Annotated in this window: 13 protein-coding genes; 9 read left to right on the plus strand and 4 right to left on the minus strand. The window is 67.1% G+C overall.

Annotated features, from left to right (window positions below; all coding sequences use genetic code 11):
• The first annotated feature begins 7 nt into the window (after positions 1 to 7).
• Genes ACT3UA_RS11670 through ACT3UA_RS11680 form a run of 3 tightly spaced genes read left to right on the plus strand, consistent with a single transcriptional unit; the run spans position 8 to position 2,268 of the window.
• On the plus strand, positions 8 to 244 hold the full coding sequence (locus ACT3UA_RS11670) for a hypothetical protein (protein ID WP_096286748.1): 237 nt from the start codon (positions 8 to 10) through the stop codon (positions 242 to 244).
• A 46-nt stretch (positions 245 to 290) separates the two neighbouring features.
• Positions 291 to 1,196 carry a LysR family transcriptional regulator gene (locus tag ACT3UA_RS11675; protein WP_096286746.1) on the plus strand — a complete coding sequence of 302 codons (906 nt, stop codon included), beginning with the start codon at positions 291 to 293 and terminating at the stop codon, positions 1,194 to 1,196.
• Positions 1,197 to 1,239: 43 nt separating this feature from the next.
• On the plus strand, positions 1,240 to 2,268 hold the full coding sequence (locus ACT3UA_RS11680) for an enoyl-CoA hydratase/isomerase family protein (RefSeq protein WP_255248448.1): 1,029 nt from the start codon (positions 1,240 to 1,242) through the stop codon (positions 2,266 to 2,268).
• Positions 2,269 to 2,275: 7 nt separating this feature from the next.
• On the opposite strand, the gene ACT3UA_RS11685 is transcribed toward ACT3UA_RS11680, so the two are convergent.
• The 3 genes from ACT3UA_RS11685 to ACT3UA_RS11695 are packed head-to-tail and all read right to left on the minus strand — an operon-like array spanning position 2,276 to position 7,575.
• Positions 2,276 to 4,039 (minus strand): FMN-binding glutamate synthase family protein, encoded by a 1,764-nt coding sequence (locus tag ACT3UA_RS11685; RefSeq protein WP_096286742.1) that lies wholly within the window; start codon positions 4,037 to 4,039, stop codon positions 2,276 to 2,278.
• A gap of 39 nt (positions 4,040 to 4,078) precedes the next feature.
• The gene (locus ACT3UA_RS11690; RefSeq protein WP_096286740.1) at positions 4,079 to 5,848 is read right to left on the minus strand and encodes an amino acid ABC transporter ATP-binding/permease protein; all 1,770 of its coding nucleotides are present in this window, start codon (positions 5,846 to 5,848) and stop codon (positions 4,079 to 4,081) included.
• Positions 5,845 to 7,575: an ABC transporter ATP-binding protein/permease gene (locus tag ACT3UA_RS11695; RefSeq protein ID WP_444616582.1), complete on the minus strand. Its 1,731-nt coding sequence runs from the start codon at positions 7,573 to 7,575 to the stop codon at positions 5,845 to 5,847. The genes ACT3UA_RS11690 and ACT3UA_RS11695 overlap by 4 nt, the downstream gene beginning before the upstream one ends.
• A gap of 71 nt (positions 7,576 to 7,646) precedes the next feature.
• Between ACT3UA_RS11695 and ACT3UA_RS11700 the strand changes: the two genes are divergently transcribed.
• Positions 7,647 to 8,648 carry an acyl-CoA thioesterase gene (locus ACT3UA_RS11700; RefSeq protein ID WP_096286736.1) on the plus strand — a complete coding sequence of 334 codons (1,002 nt, stop codon included), beginning with the start codon at positions 7,647 to 7,649 and terminating at the stop codon, positions 8,646 to 8,648.
• Complete coding sequence (locus ACT3UA_RS11705; protein WP_096286734.1) at positions 8,645 to 9,256, plus strand: phosphoribosylanthranilate isomerase; 612 nt, start codon at positions 8,645 to 8,647, stop codon at positions 9,254 to 9,256. Before ACT3UA_RS11700 ends, ACT3UA_RS11705 begins: the two co-directional genes overlap by 4 nt.
• Here ACT3UA_RS11705 and ACT3UA_RS11710 read toward each other — a convergent pair.
• Entirely contained in the window at positions 9,253 to 9,804 is a 552-nt protein-coding gene (locus ACT3UA_RS11710; RefSeq protein WP_176484192.1) for an acyl-CoA thioesterase, read from the minus strand. The two genes, ACT3UA_RS11705 and ACT3UA_RS11710, sit on opposite strands and share 4 nt — an antisense overlap.
• 164 nt (positions 9,805 to 9,968) lie before the next feature.
• On the opposite strand from ACT3UA_RS11710, the gene ACT3UA_RS11715 reads away from it, so the two are divergent.
• The 4 genes from ACT3UA_RS11715 to ACT3UA_RS11730 all read left to right on the plus strand — a co-directional run bounded on the left by ACT3UA_RS11715 (position 9,969) and on the right by ACT3UA_RS11730 (position 14,133).
• Entirely contained in the window at positions 9,969 to 11,339 is a 1,371-nt protein-coding gene (locus ACT3UA_RS11715; protein WP_176484191.1) for a sensor histidine kinase, read from the plus strand.
• Positions 11,336 to 11,995 carry a response regulator gene (locus tag ACT3UA_RS11720; protein WP_096286730.1) on the plus strand — a complete coding sequence of 220 codons (660 nt, stop codon included), beginning with the start codon at positions 11,336 to 11,338 and terminating at the stop codon, positions 11,993 to 11,995. The genes ACT3UA_RS11715 and ACT3UA_RS11720 overlap by 4 nt, the downstream gene beginning before the upstream one ends.
• A gap of 87 nt (positions 11,996 to 12,082) precedes the next feature.
• Complete coding sequence (locus tag ACT3UA_RS11725) at positions 12,083 to 12,964, plus strand: ABC transporter ATP-binding protein (protein ID WP_096286728.1); 882 nt, start codon at positions 12,083 to 12,085, stop codon at positions 12,962 to 12,964.
• Positions 12,961 to 14,133 carry an ABC transporter permease gene (locus ACT3UA_RS11730; RefSeq protein ID WP_096286726.1) on the plus strand — a complete coding sequence of 391 codons (1,173 nt, stop codon included), beginning with the start codon at positions 12,961 to 12,963 and terminating at the stop codon, positions 14,131 to 14,133. Before ACT3UA_RS11725 ends, ACT3UA_RS11730 begins: the two co-directional genes overlap by 4 nt.
• The last annotated feature ends 19 nt before the right edge of the window (positions 14,134 to 14,152 follow it).

Genomic DNA, 14,152 nt, shown 5'->3' on the forward strand with positions numbered 1-14,152 from the left:
GTACGTGATGACCAAGGATTTTGAACCAACCGACTTCGCACCCGAATACGGGAACGACATCTACGAGCCCGACGACGGCCGCGATTCGCAAGCCTATGAGGGCTCCAGCGATTCGCCCGAAACGATGCGGAACATCGACCCGTTGGCCACCCGCGCCTACCTGCTCGATGACGATCTGGAAACCGAGGCGCAGCTGGATAACGAATTCACCGAAGAATCCAACGCCGACGAAGATGAGGACTAGCTCACTGACTAAGCAGCCCTTAGGCTTCAGCGTTTAGACTTTAGAAGTGATCAATCCAGTTCATCTGCGCACCCTGCTCGAAGTGGTGGCGCATCGTTCCTTTGCCACGGCCGCAACCCGGCTGGGCTACACTGCCAGCGCCGTCTCCCAACAGATGACCGCCTTAGAACGCAGCACCGGAACCACGTTGTTCCTGCGTGGTGCCCGCTCCATCACCCCCACGCCCGGGGCGCTGCGCATGGTGCGCCACGCCAAGCGCGTGCTCACCGACCTCGACGCCCTGATGGCCGACGTAGCAACCATCTCCACGGATTCCACAGACCGTGAAGAGATCAAGCTCGGCATCTTCCCGTCCCTGGCCACCTACGCGCTGCCCAAGCTGCTGACCAGCGAAGACTGGAACTCCCTGGGCATCAATCTGCGCCTGTGGATCGGCGAACCCCAGCAAACCGTCGCCGGCCTGGGCAACGGCGGGGACCTGGACCTCGCGCTCATCTTCCAGGTGGGACCCGGCGGACTGAGCTGGCCCGCCTCGCTGGAGCGCGCCTGGCTGGGCGATGACCAGTTCCGCGTCGTCATCCCCGCCTCGTGGCCGATCGCAGACGACGCCCAGCTGACCGTGGACCAGCTCGCCGAATGGCCGTGGATCTTCCACCACCCGGGCACCTCGGATGCCACCTTGATCTCCCGGCTCTTCGCCTCGTACAACATCCACCCGCAGGTTGCGGCCTACTGCGACGATTTTAACGCTTCGCTGAATCTGGTCTCCTCGGGCCTCGGCGCCGCCTTGGTGCCGGATCTGGCCATGACCCAGGCCCCCGCCGGCCTGCGTATTGTCGACGCACCGGAAATCCGGCTCGCCCGCTCGATTTTCGCCTTGAAGCCAGAGAATTCGAAGAAGCCCAAGGTTGCCCTCGTTTTGGACCGGCTCACACAGATCCTTTCCGACTAGGCTGGAAAGCGGTCATCGGTAGGCAGCCTCGGAAAGGGCGATCGTGGAAGAACTTGTCGTAGCCTCAGTGCACGGACCGGTAGGTCATCTTGAACTGCACCGTCCGGGCAAACTCAACGCCCTGACCTTGCCCATGCTCCAGGAGCTGCACCGGGTCCTGCACCTGTGGGCCGAGGACCCGAAAATCCAGCTCGTCCTGCTCACCGGGCGCGGCGAGCGAGGTTTCTGCGCCGGAGGGGATATCGCCGACTTCCATGCCGCGCTCACCGGTGGCCGGCACGCGGACTTCCTGGAACTGCTCGCCCTGGAGTTCCGCACCGACCACTTGATTTCGGTCTACCCCAAGCCGCTGATTACTTTGGCCCACGGGATCACCATGGGCGGCGGCATCGGCCTGGCCAGCCACGCACCGGTGCGCCTGGTCACCGCCGACGCGAAGCTGGCGATGCCCGAAGCGCGCATCGGCTACACCCCGGATGTTGGCGGAACCCATCTGCTGGCCAACGCGCCGGGCCATTTCGGCGAGTACTTCGCCATGACGGCCACTTCCTTCAGCGGCGCGGACGCGGTCTTCCTGGGTTTCGCCGACGCGGTCATTAGCGAATCCCTCGCCGCGTCCATAGTTGATGAACTCGATGACCTGATCGGCCTGGGCGCCGCGGAGATCGCCGCCGCCTTCGAGGTGCTCCATTCGGTTCCCGAATCCCGCCGGCTGGAAATCGAACAGGGCTGGATCGATTACGCCTTCGGCGCCGAGTCCCCGGACGCGGTCCTGGAACGCCTGCAGTCCATGGTGCACCCCGGCGCGCGCCGCGCCGCCGAGGCGATATCCGCGAACTCCCCGACCAGCGTGGCCGCCGCGTTCCATTCGGTGCGTGCGGCCCGCGCCGAGCAGAACCTGCGCGGCGCGCTGGACCGGGAGCTGCGCTTGGCAGCACACCTGATGCAACGGCCCGACCTGGCCGAGGGCATCCGCGCCCAGGTCATCGACAAGGACCGCAATCCCAGGTGGCAGCCAGCAGCACCGCGCGAGGTCGACGCCGCGGCGTTGCTGGACCTCATGGGCGAATAGCCCCGGTTCAGGACCCGGGCTGGCCCTCGGGCCGGGTGACATCGCTGGGCACCGGATGGACCTTCTGCGAATCGCGCGGCTCCACGCGCGCGGCCTTCACCGCTTCGACCGGTTCGCGCAGCTGGCGGGCGGGAGCCAAGGCTACATTGCTCGGGATGCCGAAATGCACCGGGGCGTGTTCACCGAAGTGATCCGGGTCCGCCTCCTGCCAGTCCTCCCGCCACGAGGCCGGAGGGTTCTCCAGCAGCTCGCCGGGCTGCAGCCAGTGGAACAGCGAGGCGTAGGAGCGGGTCGACTGGAGATTCACCCGGCGCCGCAGCATCCGGGTGTTCAGCTGGTCCGGGCCGCGCAGGCCCATGGACGCCATGATCTGTCCCGCCTCGGTCACCGTCAGCCGGTGGTAGTTGTACACCCGGTGGCCCTTGTCCTCCACGTCCAAGGCGCGCATGAGCCGCTTGTTCTGCGTCGCTACGCCAACCGGGCAGTGGTTCGTATGGCACTTCTGCGCCTGGATGCAGCCGGTGGCCATCATCATCGGCCGGGCGGAAAAGGCGAAGTCCGCGCCCTGGATCATTCTCTTGACGATATCCGAGCCGTTGGCGATCTTCCCGGCCGCCGCCAAGCGGATTTCGTGGCGCAACCCGGCGCCCATCAACACGTTGTGGACCAGCATCAGCCCCTCGGTCAGCGGGGTTCCCACATGGTCCTCGTACTCCAGGGGTGCGGCTCCGGTGCCGCCTTCGGCACCGTCCACGGTGATGAAGTCAACCAGCACGCCGGTTTCGATCATGGCCTTGCAGATAGCCATCACGTCGGTGCGCGAACCCACGCAGAATTTGATTCCCACCGGTTTGCCGCCCGAGAGCTTGCGCAGCTTCGACACGAAGGCCAGCAGCTCGCGCGGGGTAGAGAATTCGCCGTGGCTCGCCGGGGAAATGCAGTCCTGGCCCATCGGCACCTCGCGGGCCTCGGCGATCTCAGCGGTCACCTTCGCCGCCGGAAGCACCCCGCCGAGTCCGGGCTTTGCACCCTGCGACATCTTGATGGTGATGCCCTTGACCTGCGGGAGGTTGGCCTTGCGCGCAAAGGTCTCGGGATTGAACCGGCCTTCGGGGGTGCGGCAGCCGAAATAGCCCGAACCGATCTCCCAGAAGAGGTCCGCACCGTGCTCCAGATGGTATTTGGTCAGCCCGCCCTCGCCGGTCTCGTGGACAAAATCCCCCATCGCCGCGCCCTTGTTCATCGCCAGCACCGCGTTGGCCGAGAGCGAGCCGAAACTCATCGAGGAGATGTTCAGCAGCGACATCTCATAGGGCTGGGCGCACTGGCTCGACCCGATGTTCACCCGGTGCTGCTCCTTGTTCGGAGCCACCGGGGCGCTTGAATGCAGCAGGTATTCGTGGCCGACCTCGTTCACCTTCAGCTCGGTGCCGAAGGCCTTGTGGCTGTCGGTGCCCTTGGCCCGGGCGTAGATCATCGAGCGGGTGTCGCGGTCAAACGGCGTGCCGTCGGTGTTCCGCTCGATGAAGTACTGCTGGATCTCCGGGCGGATGAATTCGAACAGGTAGCGGGCATGTCCCAGAATCGGGAAGTTGCGCAGGATCGCATGCCGTTTCTGCGTCATATCCCGGATCCCCACGGCCACCAGCACCGCGGTGAGCGCCACCAGAATCCACCACACCCAGTTGCCGGAAGTTCCCGCCAGCAGCGCGGTGAGCACAAACCCGGCGGCGAGCACGAACAGGAACAGGATCACTACTATTCGCATCATGTTTTCGACCCTACTGCCTGCACCGGGACTTGTCAGGGATTAGCCCCCGGTATTGATCCGATCGTTTTCGCGCAGCACCATCTGGTAGAACTCGCTGGTGCCATCGGCCAGCAGGTGCTGGGGAGAGCCGGTTTCGATGACCCGCCCCTCGCGCAGCACCAGCACCTCGCTGGCCTCCTGCAGGATGGAAAGGCGGTGGCTGATCATCAGCACCCCCATCCCGTATCCGCGGCGCTCATTAATCGCCTTCAGCACCAGCGCTTCGCTCGCGGCATCCAGTGCGCTGGTCGATTCGTCCATAACCAGCAGCGCCGGGTGCCGCAGCAGGGCGCGCGCCAGGGCCAAGCGCTGGCGCTGGCCGCCGGAAAGCCTAGTGGAACGATCCGCCAGCCGGGTGTCCAACCCCTGTGGCTGCTGCTCCAGCCATTCACCCAGGCCCAGCTCGTGAAGTACCGCCCAAAGCTGGGCGTCGGTGGTTCCGGCGGATCCCAAGAGCAGATTTTCGCGGACCGTGCCGCGGACCATCACCGCCTCCTGGGAGACCACCACGATGCGCGCACGCAGCAGCTCAAGTGGTACCGCATCCAGGGCCACCGCACCAAAACTGAGCCTCCCGCCGGCAGGCAGCGCACGGACCAGCGCGGCGGCGATGGAGGATTTCCCCGAACCCGAGGCCCCCACCAGCGCCACCAGTTCCCCGGCCTCCACCGTGAAGTCCACCTGCTGCACCGCCTGGCGCTGCGCGTGCCGCACGGTGAGGTCTTGGACGCGCAGCGTCCCGGTATGCGGCAGGTCGCCCGCCGCGCCCGGCTCGGCCACGGCCGGTGGCGCGCTGGCGGTGGCAAACAATCGGCGAGCGCTCGCCAGGGAGTCCTGCAGCCCCAGCACGAACCCGTCCACGGCGCGCACCGACTCGAAGGAAGGGACCGCGATCACCACCAGGATGATGGTGGCCGCCGGGCCTTGGGCCGAATCGGTCAGCAGCAGGGCCAGCGCGCTGCCCCAGAGCACGATCTGGCTCAGCGCCGCGCGCAGCCCGGTCACCCAGCCGGCCCGGTGGGCTTGCCGGGCATCCGCCGCTCCGGCCTCGTCCATGCGCTTGAGCATCCGCCCACCGGCGCCGAAGGCGTGCAGCACCTCGATGCCCGCCAGGGATTCGATGATGATCCGGTTCTGATTGCCGCGCACCTGTGCGGCGCTGCCAGCCGCCTGGCGCAGCGCGCCGACCCCGAGCAGCGGCAGCAGCAGCCCGACCAGCAGATAGCCTCCGGCGAGGATCAGCGTCGCGGTGCCGCCGAAGACCTGGTAGACGCAGCCCAGCACCGTGCCGCTGACCAGCAGCGCTGCCGCGGCCGGCGGCAGCGTATGAGCGAAGAACACTTCCACCTTGTCGATATCGCGGGTGGCCTTGGCCAGCATGGACCCGGAATTCTTGCTGGCCGCCGCGAAGGGCGCCTGCCGCTGGTAGGCCGCATACATGGTTGAACGCAGCCTGGCCAGGGCCAGGAAGGCGAGCCTGTGCCCCACATACTGTTCGGCATAGCGCAGCCCTCCCTTGCACAGCCCGGCGAGGATAATCGCCGCCACCAGCAGGCCGAAGGGAAGCCGCGGCAGCCCGGCGGGCAGCTGAAGGCCGATGGCCGCCACCAGCCCCAGCCCGGCAAAGAGATAGATGCTCAGTGCGGCCAGCCGGGTGAGGCAGGCGAGCAGGCAGGCAAGCAGCACCGGAGGCAGCAGGTCCCGGGTCTGGGCGATCAGCCAGCGGGCGCTGGCGAGGCTGCTTGGCTGCTGGATGCGCGGATTCATCATTTCGCCTCGTTTCCGCTTTGGCTGCCCAGCGCTGCGACGCGCTGGCCGAAATTCTCCATCGCCGTTTTCAGGTACCCTTCGGCGCCCAGCAGTTCCTCCCGGGGCCCGGCTTGCACGATCCGCCCCCGGTCCAATACCAGCACCTGGTCGTAGTCGGCGAGCAGCCCCAAGCGGTGGGTCACGGTGATGACCGTGAGCTCCGCCGCCGCCTCGCGCAGGGTGTCCAGCACCTCGGCTTCGGTCTGCACATCCAGCGAGCTGGTCGGCTCGTCGAGCAGCAGGATGGGCCGCTCGGCCAGCAGCGCGCGGGCGATGGCCAGGCGTTGGGCCTGGCCTCCGGAGAGCGTTGCCCCGCCTTCACCAAGTATCGTGTCCAGCCCCGCTTGCTGCTGCGCAAACCACGACGCCAACCCGGCGCGGCGCACCATCGCGCGCAGCTTATCGTCGCTGGCCTGCGGCGCGGCAAGCAACAGGTTCTCGCGCAGGCTGATCCCGAAGAGCGTTGTGCCCTGTTCCACCACCGCCGTGTTCGAGCGCAGCGTGGCCGGGCCCAAGGCCTGGTGCCCGTCGTGGATGATCCCGGCGGTGGTCTCCAGCTGACCTTGCAAGACACGCAGCAAGGTGGTTTTACCGCTGCCCGAGGCCCCGATCACCGCGGTTTTCGAGCCGGCGGGGAAGCTGAAGTTCAGCTGCTCCAGCGCCGCGGGGTGCCCCTCGTATCCGGCCCCAAGATCCAGCAGCTGCAAGGCGTCGGCGCGCAGGTCTACGCGCAGCGGATTCGCCGCGGCGCGGTGCCGCTCGGTGCCCATGATGCTCGCAATTTTCTGCTCGGCCGCCTTGCCGGTCATTCCGATGTAGAAGAAGCTGCCCACGTAGTTCACCGGGGCGAGCATCAGGAAGCTGAGCAGCACCAGCGCGGCCCCCTGACCGGCGGTGATCGCCAACCTGCCCACCCGCCACCAGGCAAGCAGCGCGGCGGTGGCCAGCAGCAGCACCGCGAAACTCGCATCGATCACCAGCAGCACCAGCTGGTTCCGCGCCAGCAGCTTCATCACCTGTTGGCGCACCCTTTCGCTGGCCACCGCGATGCGCTGCCCCATCCAGGATGCCCCGCCGTTGAGCTTGAGCATGGTCAGCGCCCGCAACCCGTCGAGGAAGGTGGCCGAGAGCAGCCCTTGGGCCCGGCGGTACTCGCCCGAAGAACCGCGGAAAAGCCTTTGGAAGCCGATGACCAGCACCGGGACCAGCATGGTGGGCAGCAGCAGAATCAAGGCGCTGAGCGGATCGATGAAAAACATGATGCCGAGCAGCACCAGCACCGGGGTGGCCACCGCGCAGATGGCCGGCCCCATGAAGCCGGTGCGGAAGCGCACCGAACGATCGACCGCGTCCATGGCCGCATCGACCAGTTCGCCCTCGCCGAGCCGGCGCACCGCCAACGGGCCGATGGCCAAATAGTGGCGCACCAGCTGGTGGCGCTGCAGCGCGCCGAGCTTGCGCCCCGAGCGGGCGATGAGCACCGGGGTAAGCAGCGCCGCGGCGGCCACCACCAGCAGTTCGTACCCCACCGCGACATACCAGCCGACGTCCAAGGGCTGATCCGCGCGCAGCGCATCGATGGCGCGCCCGATGAGCACCGCCAGCCCGATGGCACCGATGGCCGAGAGCAACCCGAGGCAGACCACCGCCGCGGTGGATGCCGAAAAAATTCCAAAGACCCTACGCACCCCTCCATCCTAAGTCGAAAGCCCGGCGTCATAGGTTGGCAACCGGCGCCCGCGCGGGGGAAACTAGTCAAATGACTGCTCTGCAAACGGCCAGCCGGCCGCATTCGGTGACCCTCCGCTTCCTCGCAGCGCCCACGGATGTGGGGATCACCGGAACGGTGGCCGCCGGCACGGTGCTCGAATGGGTGGATAAGGCCGCCTATGCCGCCGCGGTGGGCTGGTCCGCCAGCTACTGCGTGACCGCCTACGTGGGAAATATCCACTTCGCGGACCCGATCCACTCCGGGGACCTGGTGGAGGTCACCGCCTCGGTGGTCTACACCGGCACCAGCTCCATGCATATCCGCACCGAGGTCTCCTTCTCCGATCCGCGCGAACTGCGCCCGGTCACCTCCTCCACCTGTCTGGTGATCTTCGTGGCGGTAGATGAGAAGGGTAAACCGACCCCGGTCCCCTCCTTCACCCCGGGCACCCCGCGCGAGCTGCAGCTGCGGCAGAATGCCTTGGCGCGCATCGAGATCCGCGAACGCATCGTCGAGTCGATGAACGACCAGTCCTATACCGACGCCGGCACCGCGCCGCGGGTGACCCTGCGCTTCCTCGCCGCGCCCACCGACGTGAACTGGGGCGGCAAGGTGCACGGGGGCATCGTGATGAAGTGGATCGACGAGGCGGCCGCCCTGTGCGCCAGCCGCTACGCCGGGCGGGAGACCGTCGCGGTGTTCTCCGGCGGCGTGCGCTTCTACCGCCCGCTGCTCATCGGCCATCTGGTCGAGGTCGAGGCCCGGCTGGTCTATACCGGCTCCAAGGGCATGCACATCGCGGTGCACGTGCGCTCCGGGGATCCGAAAACCACGCAGATGGAGCTGACCACCTACTGCCTGACCGTGCTGGTCGCCCGCGACGGCACCGGCACGGCGGTGCCGGTAGAAACCTGGGTGCCGGTCAGCGCGGAGGACTCCCGGCTCTGGGAGCACGCCCGGGAGCTGCTTGAGATCCGCGCCAACGCCCCCGGCGGCTACACCCCCACGCATCTGAGCGGCCCGCAGGCCGGCGCGGAGGCTACCCGATGAGCGCCCTCCCGTTTGTGAAGATCTGCGGCTTGGCCACGGCACAGGATGTGGCGGTCGCGCTGGAGCACGGGGCCGACGCGCTGGGCTTCGTGCTGACCGACTCCCCGCGTCAGGTCTCCGCGGAATTGGCCTCCGCGCTCACCGCGCAGGTCCCCGGCGAGGTGGCCACCGTGGCGGTGTTCCGCGATGAGGACACCGCAACGGCCATCGCGCGCACCTCCGCCGCCGGGCTCGGCTGGATCCAGCTGCACGGGGAACGGCGCCGCGCAGAGGTGCAAGCGGTGCGCGCGGCCGGGTTCCGGGTGATCCGCGCGGTGCGCATGGACGCGCAGCCAGAAGAGTTCGAGGACTGGGGCGAGGACTTCTTGCTGATCGACGCCGCGGTTCCGGGCAGCGGAGAAAGCTGGGACTACGCAGAGGTGCGCACCCGCGCGGCCGGGCGCAACTGGCTGGTGGCCGGCGGCTTGTCCGCGGAGAATGTGGCCGCGGCGCTCGCCGAGTCCGCGGCCAGCGGCGCGGATGTCTCCTCCGGGGTCGAGTCCGCCCGCGGGGTCAAGGACCCGGAGCTGATCGCCCGGTTCCTGGACGCCGCGCGCCGTCCGGTCTAGCGGATCCAGCTGTGGACGGCGGGCTTGCGCGCCGAAGGCAGGGCAGTTTCTTCGCGCCAGCGGGCGACCCATTCGGGCAGGACCCGGTCTTCGGGCATGTGCAGCCCGAGCGCGGCAAGGATCTGCTCATTGGGCACCGGCCCGTTTTTCGAGGTCATGCGCGTGGCGATGTAGCCGCGGGCGTAGATCTCGCCGTCCACCACGATGCGCTGCTCGAAGTAGATGCAGCGCTCATCCATGCCCAGCACCCGGGTCTCCTGGGTGAATTTCACCCCGAGCTTCACCGACTTCCGGAAGGTCATGGTTTCGGCCTGCACCACCGGGCTCCATTTGTGCTCGCGGATCACCTTCCAGGCCCCGGAGCGGAACATCAGATCGAAGCGGCCCAGATCGAAGATCGAGAAGTACATGCCGTTGTTGATATGCCCGGCGAAGTCGATATCGGTCAGCGTCGCGCGCATCCTAAGGGTTCCGGAGTCGAGCATGGACAGTCTCGGGGCTTTTTTGCCTTGGAGCAGCATCAGCAGGATGCGAAAAATCATGTGCATGAGATCACATTACCGCTTAGTAACTTATGTGGCCAAGCCCGCCGCCGCCCACCGCGACAAATGGCGTAATCCCCAAGGCGCATTCACCCGGGCCCGGTCGGCGGGTAAAGTCCAGTGCGGAAGAGCCCTCGCATCCGCAACGAATGCACCGAACAGGAAGAACTATGCACCGCCTTTCGCAGCTGCTGCACCGCCAGGTCCCCTCGCTGCCGCCGGCCGACTGGGAACGCGCGGCACCGTCGGCAACCGCGTTGCGCCGCGATATCGCGGTGGCGCTGGGCTTCTACCTGCTGGCGCTGCTCATGCTGGAACTGGTGCTCTCGCTGACCGAGACGGGCAAGAGCGCCGAGCGCCCGCTGGCCTTCGCCCTGCTTGCGGCCCTGATCCTGCCGCTGATGTTCCGCCGCCGCTGGCCGATCACGATGATGCTCATCTCTTCGGCCGCCTTCCTGATCGGCAGCTCCCCCGCCACGGCCACCGTCGTCATGCAGTTCTGCGCCCAGCTGGCCTACTTCCTGGGCCTGTACACGGCCGTGGCTTGGGCCCGCAACCGCCGCGGGCTGTGGACCGCGATGGCCCTGGTGCTGCTGAGCATGGCGGTGTGGCTGGTCCTCTCCTTCTTCACCAGCGACCTGTATTCGGCCGCGAACCAGCTGCTGGTCGAAAACCCGATGGGCTCGATCCCCGAAGAGCTGGCCTTGCCGCTGTACAGCTTCCTGATCAACGTGCTCTTCTTCGGCGGGGCGATCTTCCTGGGGCTGACCAGCTGGTCGAATTCCTACGCCAAATCCCTGGTGCTCGTCCAGGCCGCGCGCATCGCCGCGCAGGCCGAAGAGCTCGCGGCGCGCGCGGTCAACGCCGAACGCCTGCGCATTGCCCGCGAGCTGCACGACGTCATCGCCCACCACATCGCCTCCGTCGGAGTCCAGGCCTCCGCCGCCCGGCTGGTCCAGGACCGCGATCCGGCCCAGGCCATCGAACTGATGCGCGGCATCGAGTCCTCAGCACGCAGCGCGGTGGCCGAAACCCGTTCGCTACTCGGCGTGCTGCGCGAGCAGTCCCCGCAGGATCCCGAGACCGGCAATTCCGCCGCCCGCGCCCCGGAGCCCTCGCTGGCGGCGCTGCCCGGGCTGCTAGAGCAGAACGCCGCGCACGGGCTGCACGTGCAGCTCTCCGAGGACGAGCACGCCCCGGGCTTCTTCGCCTCCTTGGCCCCCGGCCTCTCGCTGGCCCTCTACCGCATCTGCGGGGAGGCGCTGGCCAATGTGCGGCGCCACTCCACCGCCCGCGCCGCCACGCTCGCGCTGCGCTCCGGAACCGACGCGCAGGGATCCTGGGTGGAGGTGGAAGTCACCGACGAGGGAGCCCCCGCCCGGACAGCGCCGGCAGCGGCTTCGGGCTGCGCGGCATCCGCGAACGCGCCGCGCTGCATCACGGGCTGGTGGAGATCGGCCCGCGCACCCCGCGCGGCTGGCGCACCCGCGCCCGGCTGCGCCTGCCCGGATCCCCCGAAGGGAACTAGGCTAAGCCCATGAGCCAAATTACCGTCGTGATCTGCGATGACCAGCCACTGATCCGCTCCTCGCTGAAGCTCATCCTGGAAACCGATCCGCAGCTGCTGGTCATCGGCACCGCCGCCAACGGCGCCGAAGCCGTGGAGCTGATCAGCACCCGCACCCCGGATGTCGCGCTGATGGACATCCAGATGCCCGCATTGGACGGCATCGCGGCCACCGCGCGGCTCGCGGGCACCGTGGACACCAAGATCATCGTGCTGACCACCTTCGACCGCGAGGACTACCTCTTCGACGCGCTCGATGCCGGGGCCAGCGGCTTCCTGCTGAAAAACGCCGAACCGGAATTGCTGCTCAACGCGGTCCACCAGATCCACGCCGGATACGCGCTGCTCTCCCCGGAGGCCACGCTCAAGCTCATCGCCCGCAAGACCAGCGCGCGCCCCGGCACCTCGGCACCGGGCGCAGAGAGCGCGGCGCTGCACGCGCTGACCGCCCGCGAACGCCAGGTGCTCACCGCGCTGGCCAGCGGCAAGAACAACCAGGAGATCGCCGCCCTGCTGGCCCTGTCCGAGGCGACGGTGAAAACCCACCTGTCGAATCTCTTGGCCAAGCTCCACCTGCGCGACCGCGTCCAGGCGGCCCTCTACGCCCACCGCGCCGGGCTCATCCAATAGTTTCATCCCCAAGCATCAGGCGGATCCGCCCCGGCCTTCCTAAGCTGGAAGGCAAGCGAAGAGATTCCCAAGCCAGAAAGACCGAGCATGCTCGAACTTCAGCAGATCACCCGGTCCTTTGCCGGAACCAAGGTCCTGGACGAGGTGAGCTTCACCGTGCCGCGCGGGGCGCTGACCGGCTTCGTCGGTGCCAACGGCGCCGGGAAGACCACCACCATGCGCATCATCATGGGACTGCTCAACGCCCACGGCGGCCGGCTCACCCTGGACGGGGCCGCCCTGGACGCGCCCACCCGCCCCAACTTCGGCTACATGCCGGAGGAACGCGGGCTGTATCCCAAGCAGCCGGTGATCGACCAGCTGATCTACCTCGGTCAGCTCCACGGGTTGGCCCGCGGCACCGCACGCACCCGCGCGATGGACCTGCTGGCCCGCTTCGGCCTGGCGGACCGGGCCAAATCCAGGCTGGAGGCCCTTTCGCTGGGCAACCAGCAGCGCGTGCAGGTGGCCGCCGCGCTGCTGCACGAACCCGACGTGCTGGTGCTCGACGAACCCTTCAGCGGGCTGGACCCGTTGGCGGTGGACGCGATGAGCTCCATCCTGCGCGACTACGCGGCCCGCGGCGTCCCGGTGCTCTTCTCCTCGCACCAGCTGGATCTGCTCGATACCCTGGTGGACCACCTGGTCATCATCCAGGAGGGCAAGATCCTGGCCAACGCCCCGGCCAGCGAGCTGCGCACCGCCCAAGCCAGCAGGCACCGCCTGGCCCTGGGCGCCGACGCCGGCTGGCTGCGCACCGAGCCGGGGGTCGAGGTGATCGACCTCTCCGGGCAGCACGCCCTGGTCAGCTTCGGCACGCCAGGCGACGCGCAACGCGTGCTGGCCCACGCGCTCTCCCGCGGCACGGTCACCGAATTCGCCCTGCACCGCCCCGCGCTGGCGGATATCTACCGGGAGATCATCGCATGAACACCCTTGCCACCCCCGCCTGGCTGATCGTCACCCTGCGCGAAGTCGAAACGAAGCTGCGCGACAAGGCCTTCATCATCTCCACCCTGGTCACGCTGTTGCTGATCATCGGTTCGATCGCCGTTACCGGATTTCTCGCCACACGCACCACGCAGTTTTCGGTGGCGGCCACCGATCAGGCCAGTCTCACCGTCCTCAACCAAGCGGCCTCGGACGCCGAAGACCAGCTGAAAATCAACGTCGAACAGCTACCGGCCGATGATGCCACCGCGCAACTTGATGTTGGGGAGCTTGATGCCACGCTGAGCCAGGGCCCAGCAAATAAATTTACGCTCACCGGATCCGATGAAGTCCCGGACAAACTCCATGGGGCGCTGCGCGAAGCCACCGAGAAGGTGTTGACCGCGCGACTGCTCACTTCGGCCGGGCTGAACGCAGATCAGCTACCGGGCGACGGTGCACTAACGGTCACCCAAATGCATGGGGACGCCGAACGTGCCTCCATGATCAAGGCTATGGCGTTCCTCTTCTCCTTCTTGTTCTATATGTCAGCACTCATCTTCGGCATGCCGATAGCCAACTCGGTGATCGAAGAAAAACAAAACCGGGTAGTGGAGATCCTCGCCGGCGCGATCAATCTGCGTCAGCTGCTTGCGGGCAAAATCTTGGGCAACGTGATTCTCGCGCTGGCCCAGCTGCTGCTCTTCCTCTCCGTGGGCCTGTTCGCCGCCTATCTATCACCAGTTCAGATCCCGTTCCTTGGAGTCGTCTCGCAAGTAGCCGGCTGGTTTGTGGCCTTCTTCCTCGTCGGGTTCCTGGTCCTCGCCGGAATCTGGGCGACGCTGGGAGCACTAGCCAGCCGTACCGAAGACCTCCAACAATCCTCTGGGCCGGTAGTCGGTGTGTTGATGGCGGTGCTGTTCATCGGAATCTACGCCAAGGACGGATTTTTGGTCATCGCCTCCTATGTGCCAATTGTTTCCTCCGTCGCGATGCCAATCCGCCTGCTCGGCGGTGAAGTCTCACTGGTTGAACCGCTCATCTCACTGGCCCTTACGCTGGCTACCTGCTGGTTCACTATCTTGTTCGCCGAACGGATCTACCGCCGTGCGGTGATGCACACCGGCGGGGCGCTGACCCTGCGCAAGGCGCTCAAACTGGAACTCTAAACCGCCAATATAGCCAGTA

Origin of the sequence: Glutamicibacter sp. 363 (assembly GCF_052379505.1) — a bacterium.
Taxonomy (GTDB): Bacteria; Actinomycetota; Actinomycetes; order Actinomycetales; family Micrococcaceae; genus Glutamicibacter.

Coding starts and splice junctions, on each gene's coding strand:
- ACT3UA_RS11700 (WP_096286736.1), top strand. CDS start 7,647: ATGACTGCTCTGCAAACGGCCAGCCGGCCGCATTCGGTGACCCTCCGC.
- ACT3UA_RS11715 (WP_176484191.1), top strand. CDS start 9,969: ATGCACCGCCTTTCGCAGCTGCTGCACCGCCAGGTCCCCTCGCTGCCG.
- ACT3UA_RS11725 (WP_096286728.1), top strand. CDS start 12,083: ATGCTCGAACTTCAGCAGATCACCCGGTCCTTTGCCGGAACCAAGGTC.
- ACT3UA_RS11705 (WP_096286734.1), top strand. CDS start 8,645: ATGAGCGCCCTCCCGTTTGTGAAGATCTGCGGCTTGGCCACGGCACAG.
- ACT3UA_RS11730 (WP_096286726.1), top strand. CDS start 12,961: ATGAACACCCTTGCCACCCCCGCCTGGCTGATCGTCACCCTGCGCGAA.
- ACT3UA_RS11690 (WP_096286740.1), bottom strand. CDS start 5,848: ATGATGAATCCGCGCATCCAGCAGCCAAGCAGCCTCGCCAGCGCCCGC.
- ACT3UA_RS11720 (WP_096286730.1), top strand. CDS start 11,336: ATGAGCCAAATTACCGTCGTGATCTGCGATGACCAGCCACTGATCCGC.
- ACT3UA_RS11710 (WP_176484192.1), bottom strand. CDS start 9,804: ATGCACATGATTTTTCGCATCCTGCTGATGCTGCTCCAAGGCAAAAAA.
- ACT3UA_RS11685 (WP_096286742.1), bottom strand. CDS start 4,039: ATGATGCGAATAGTAGTGATCCTGTTCCTGTTCGTGCTCGCCGCCGGG.
- ACT3UA_RS11670 (WP_096286748.1), top strand. CDS start 8: ATGACCAAGGATTTTGAACCAACCGACTTCGCACCCGAATACGGGAAC.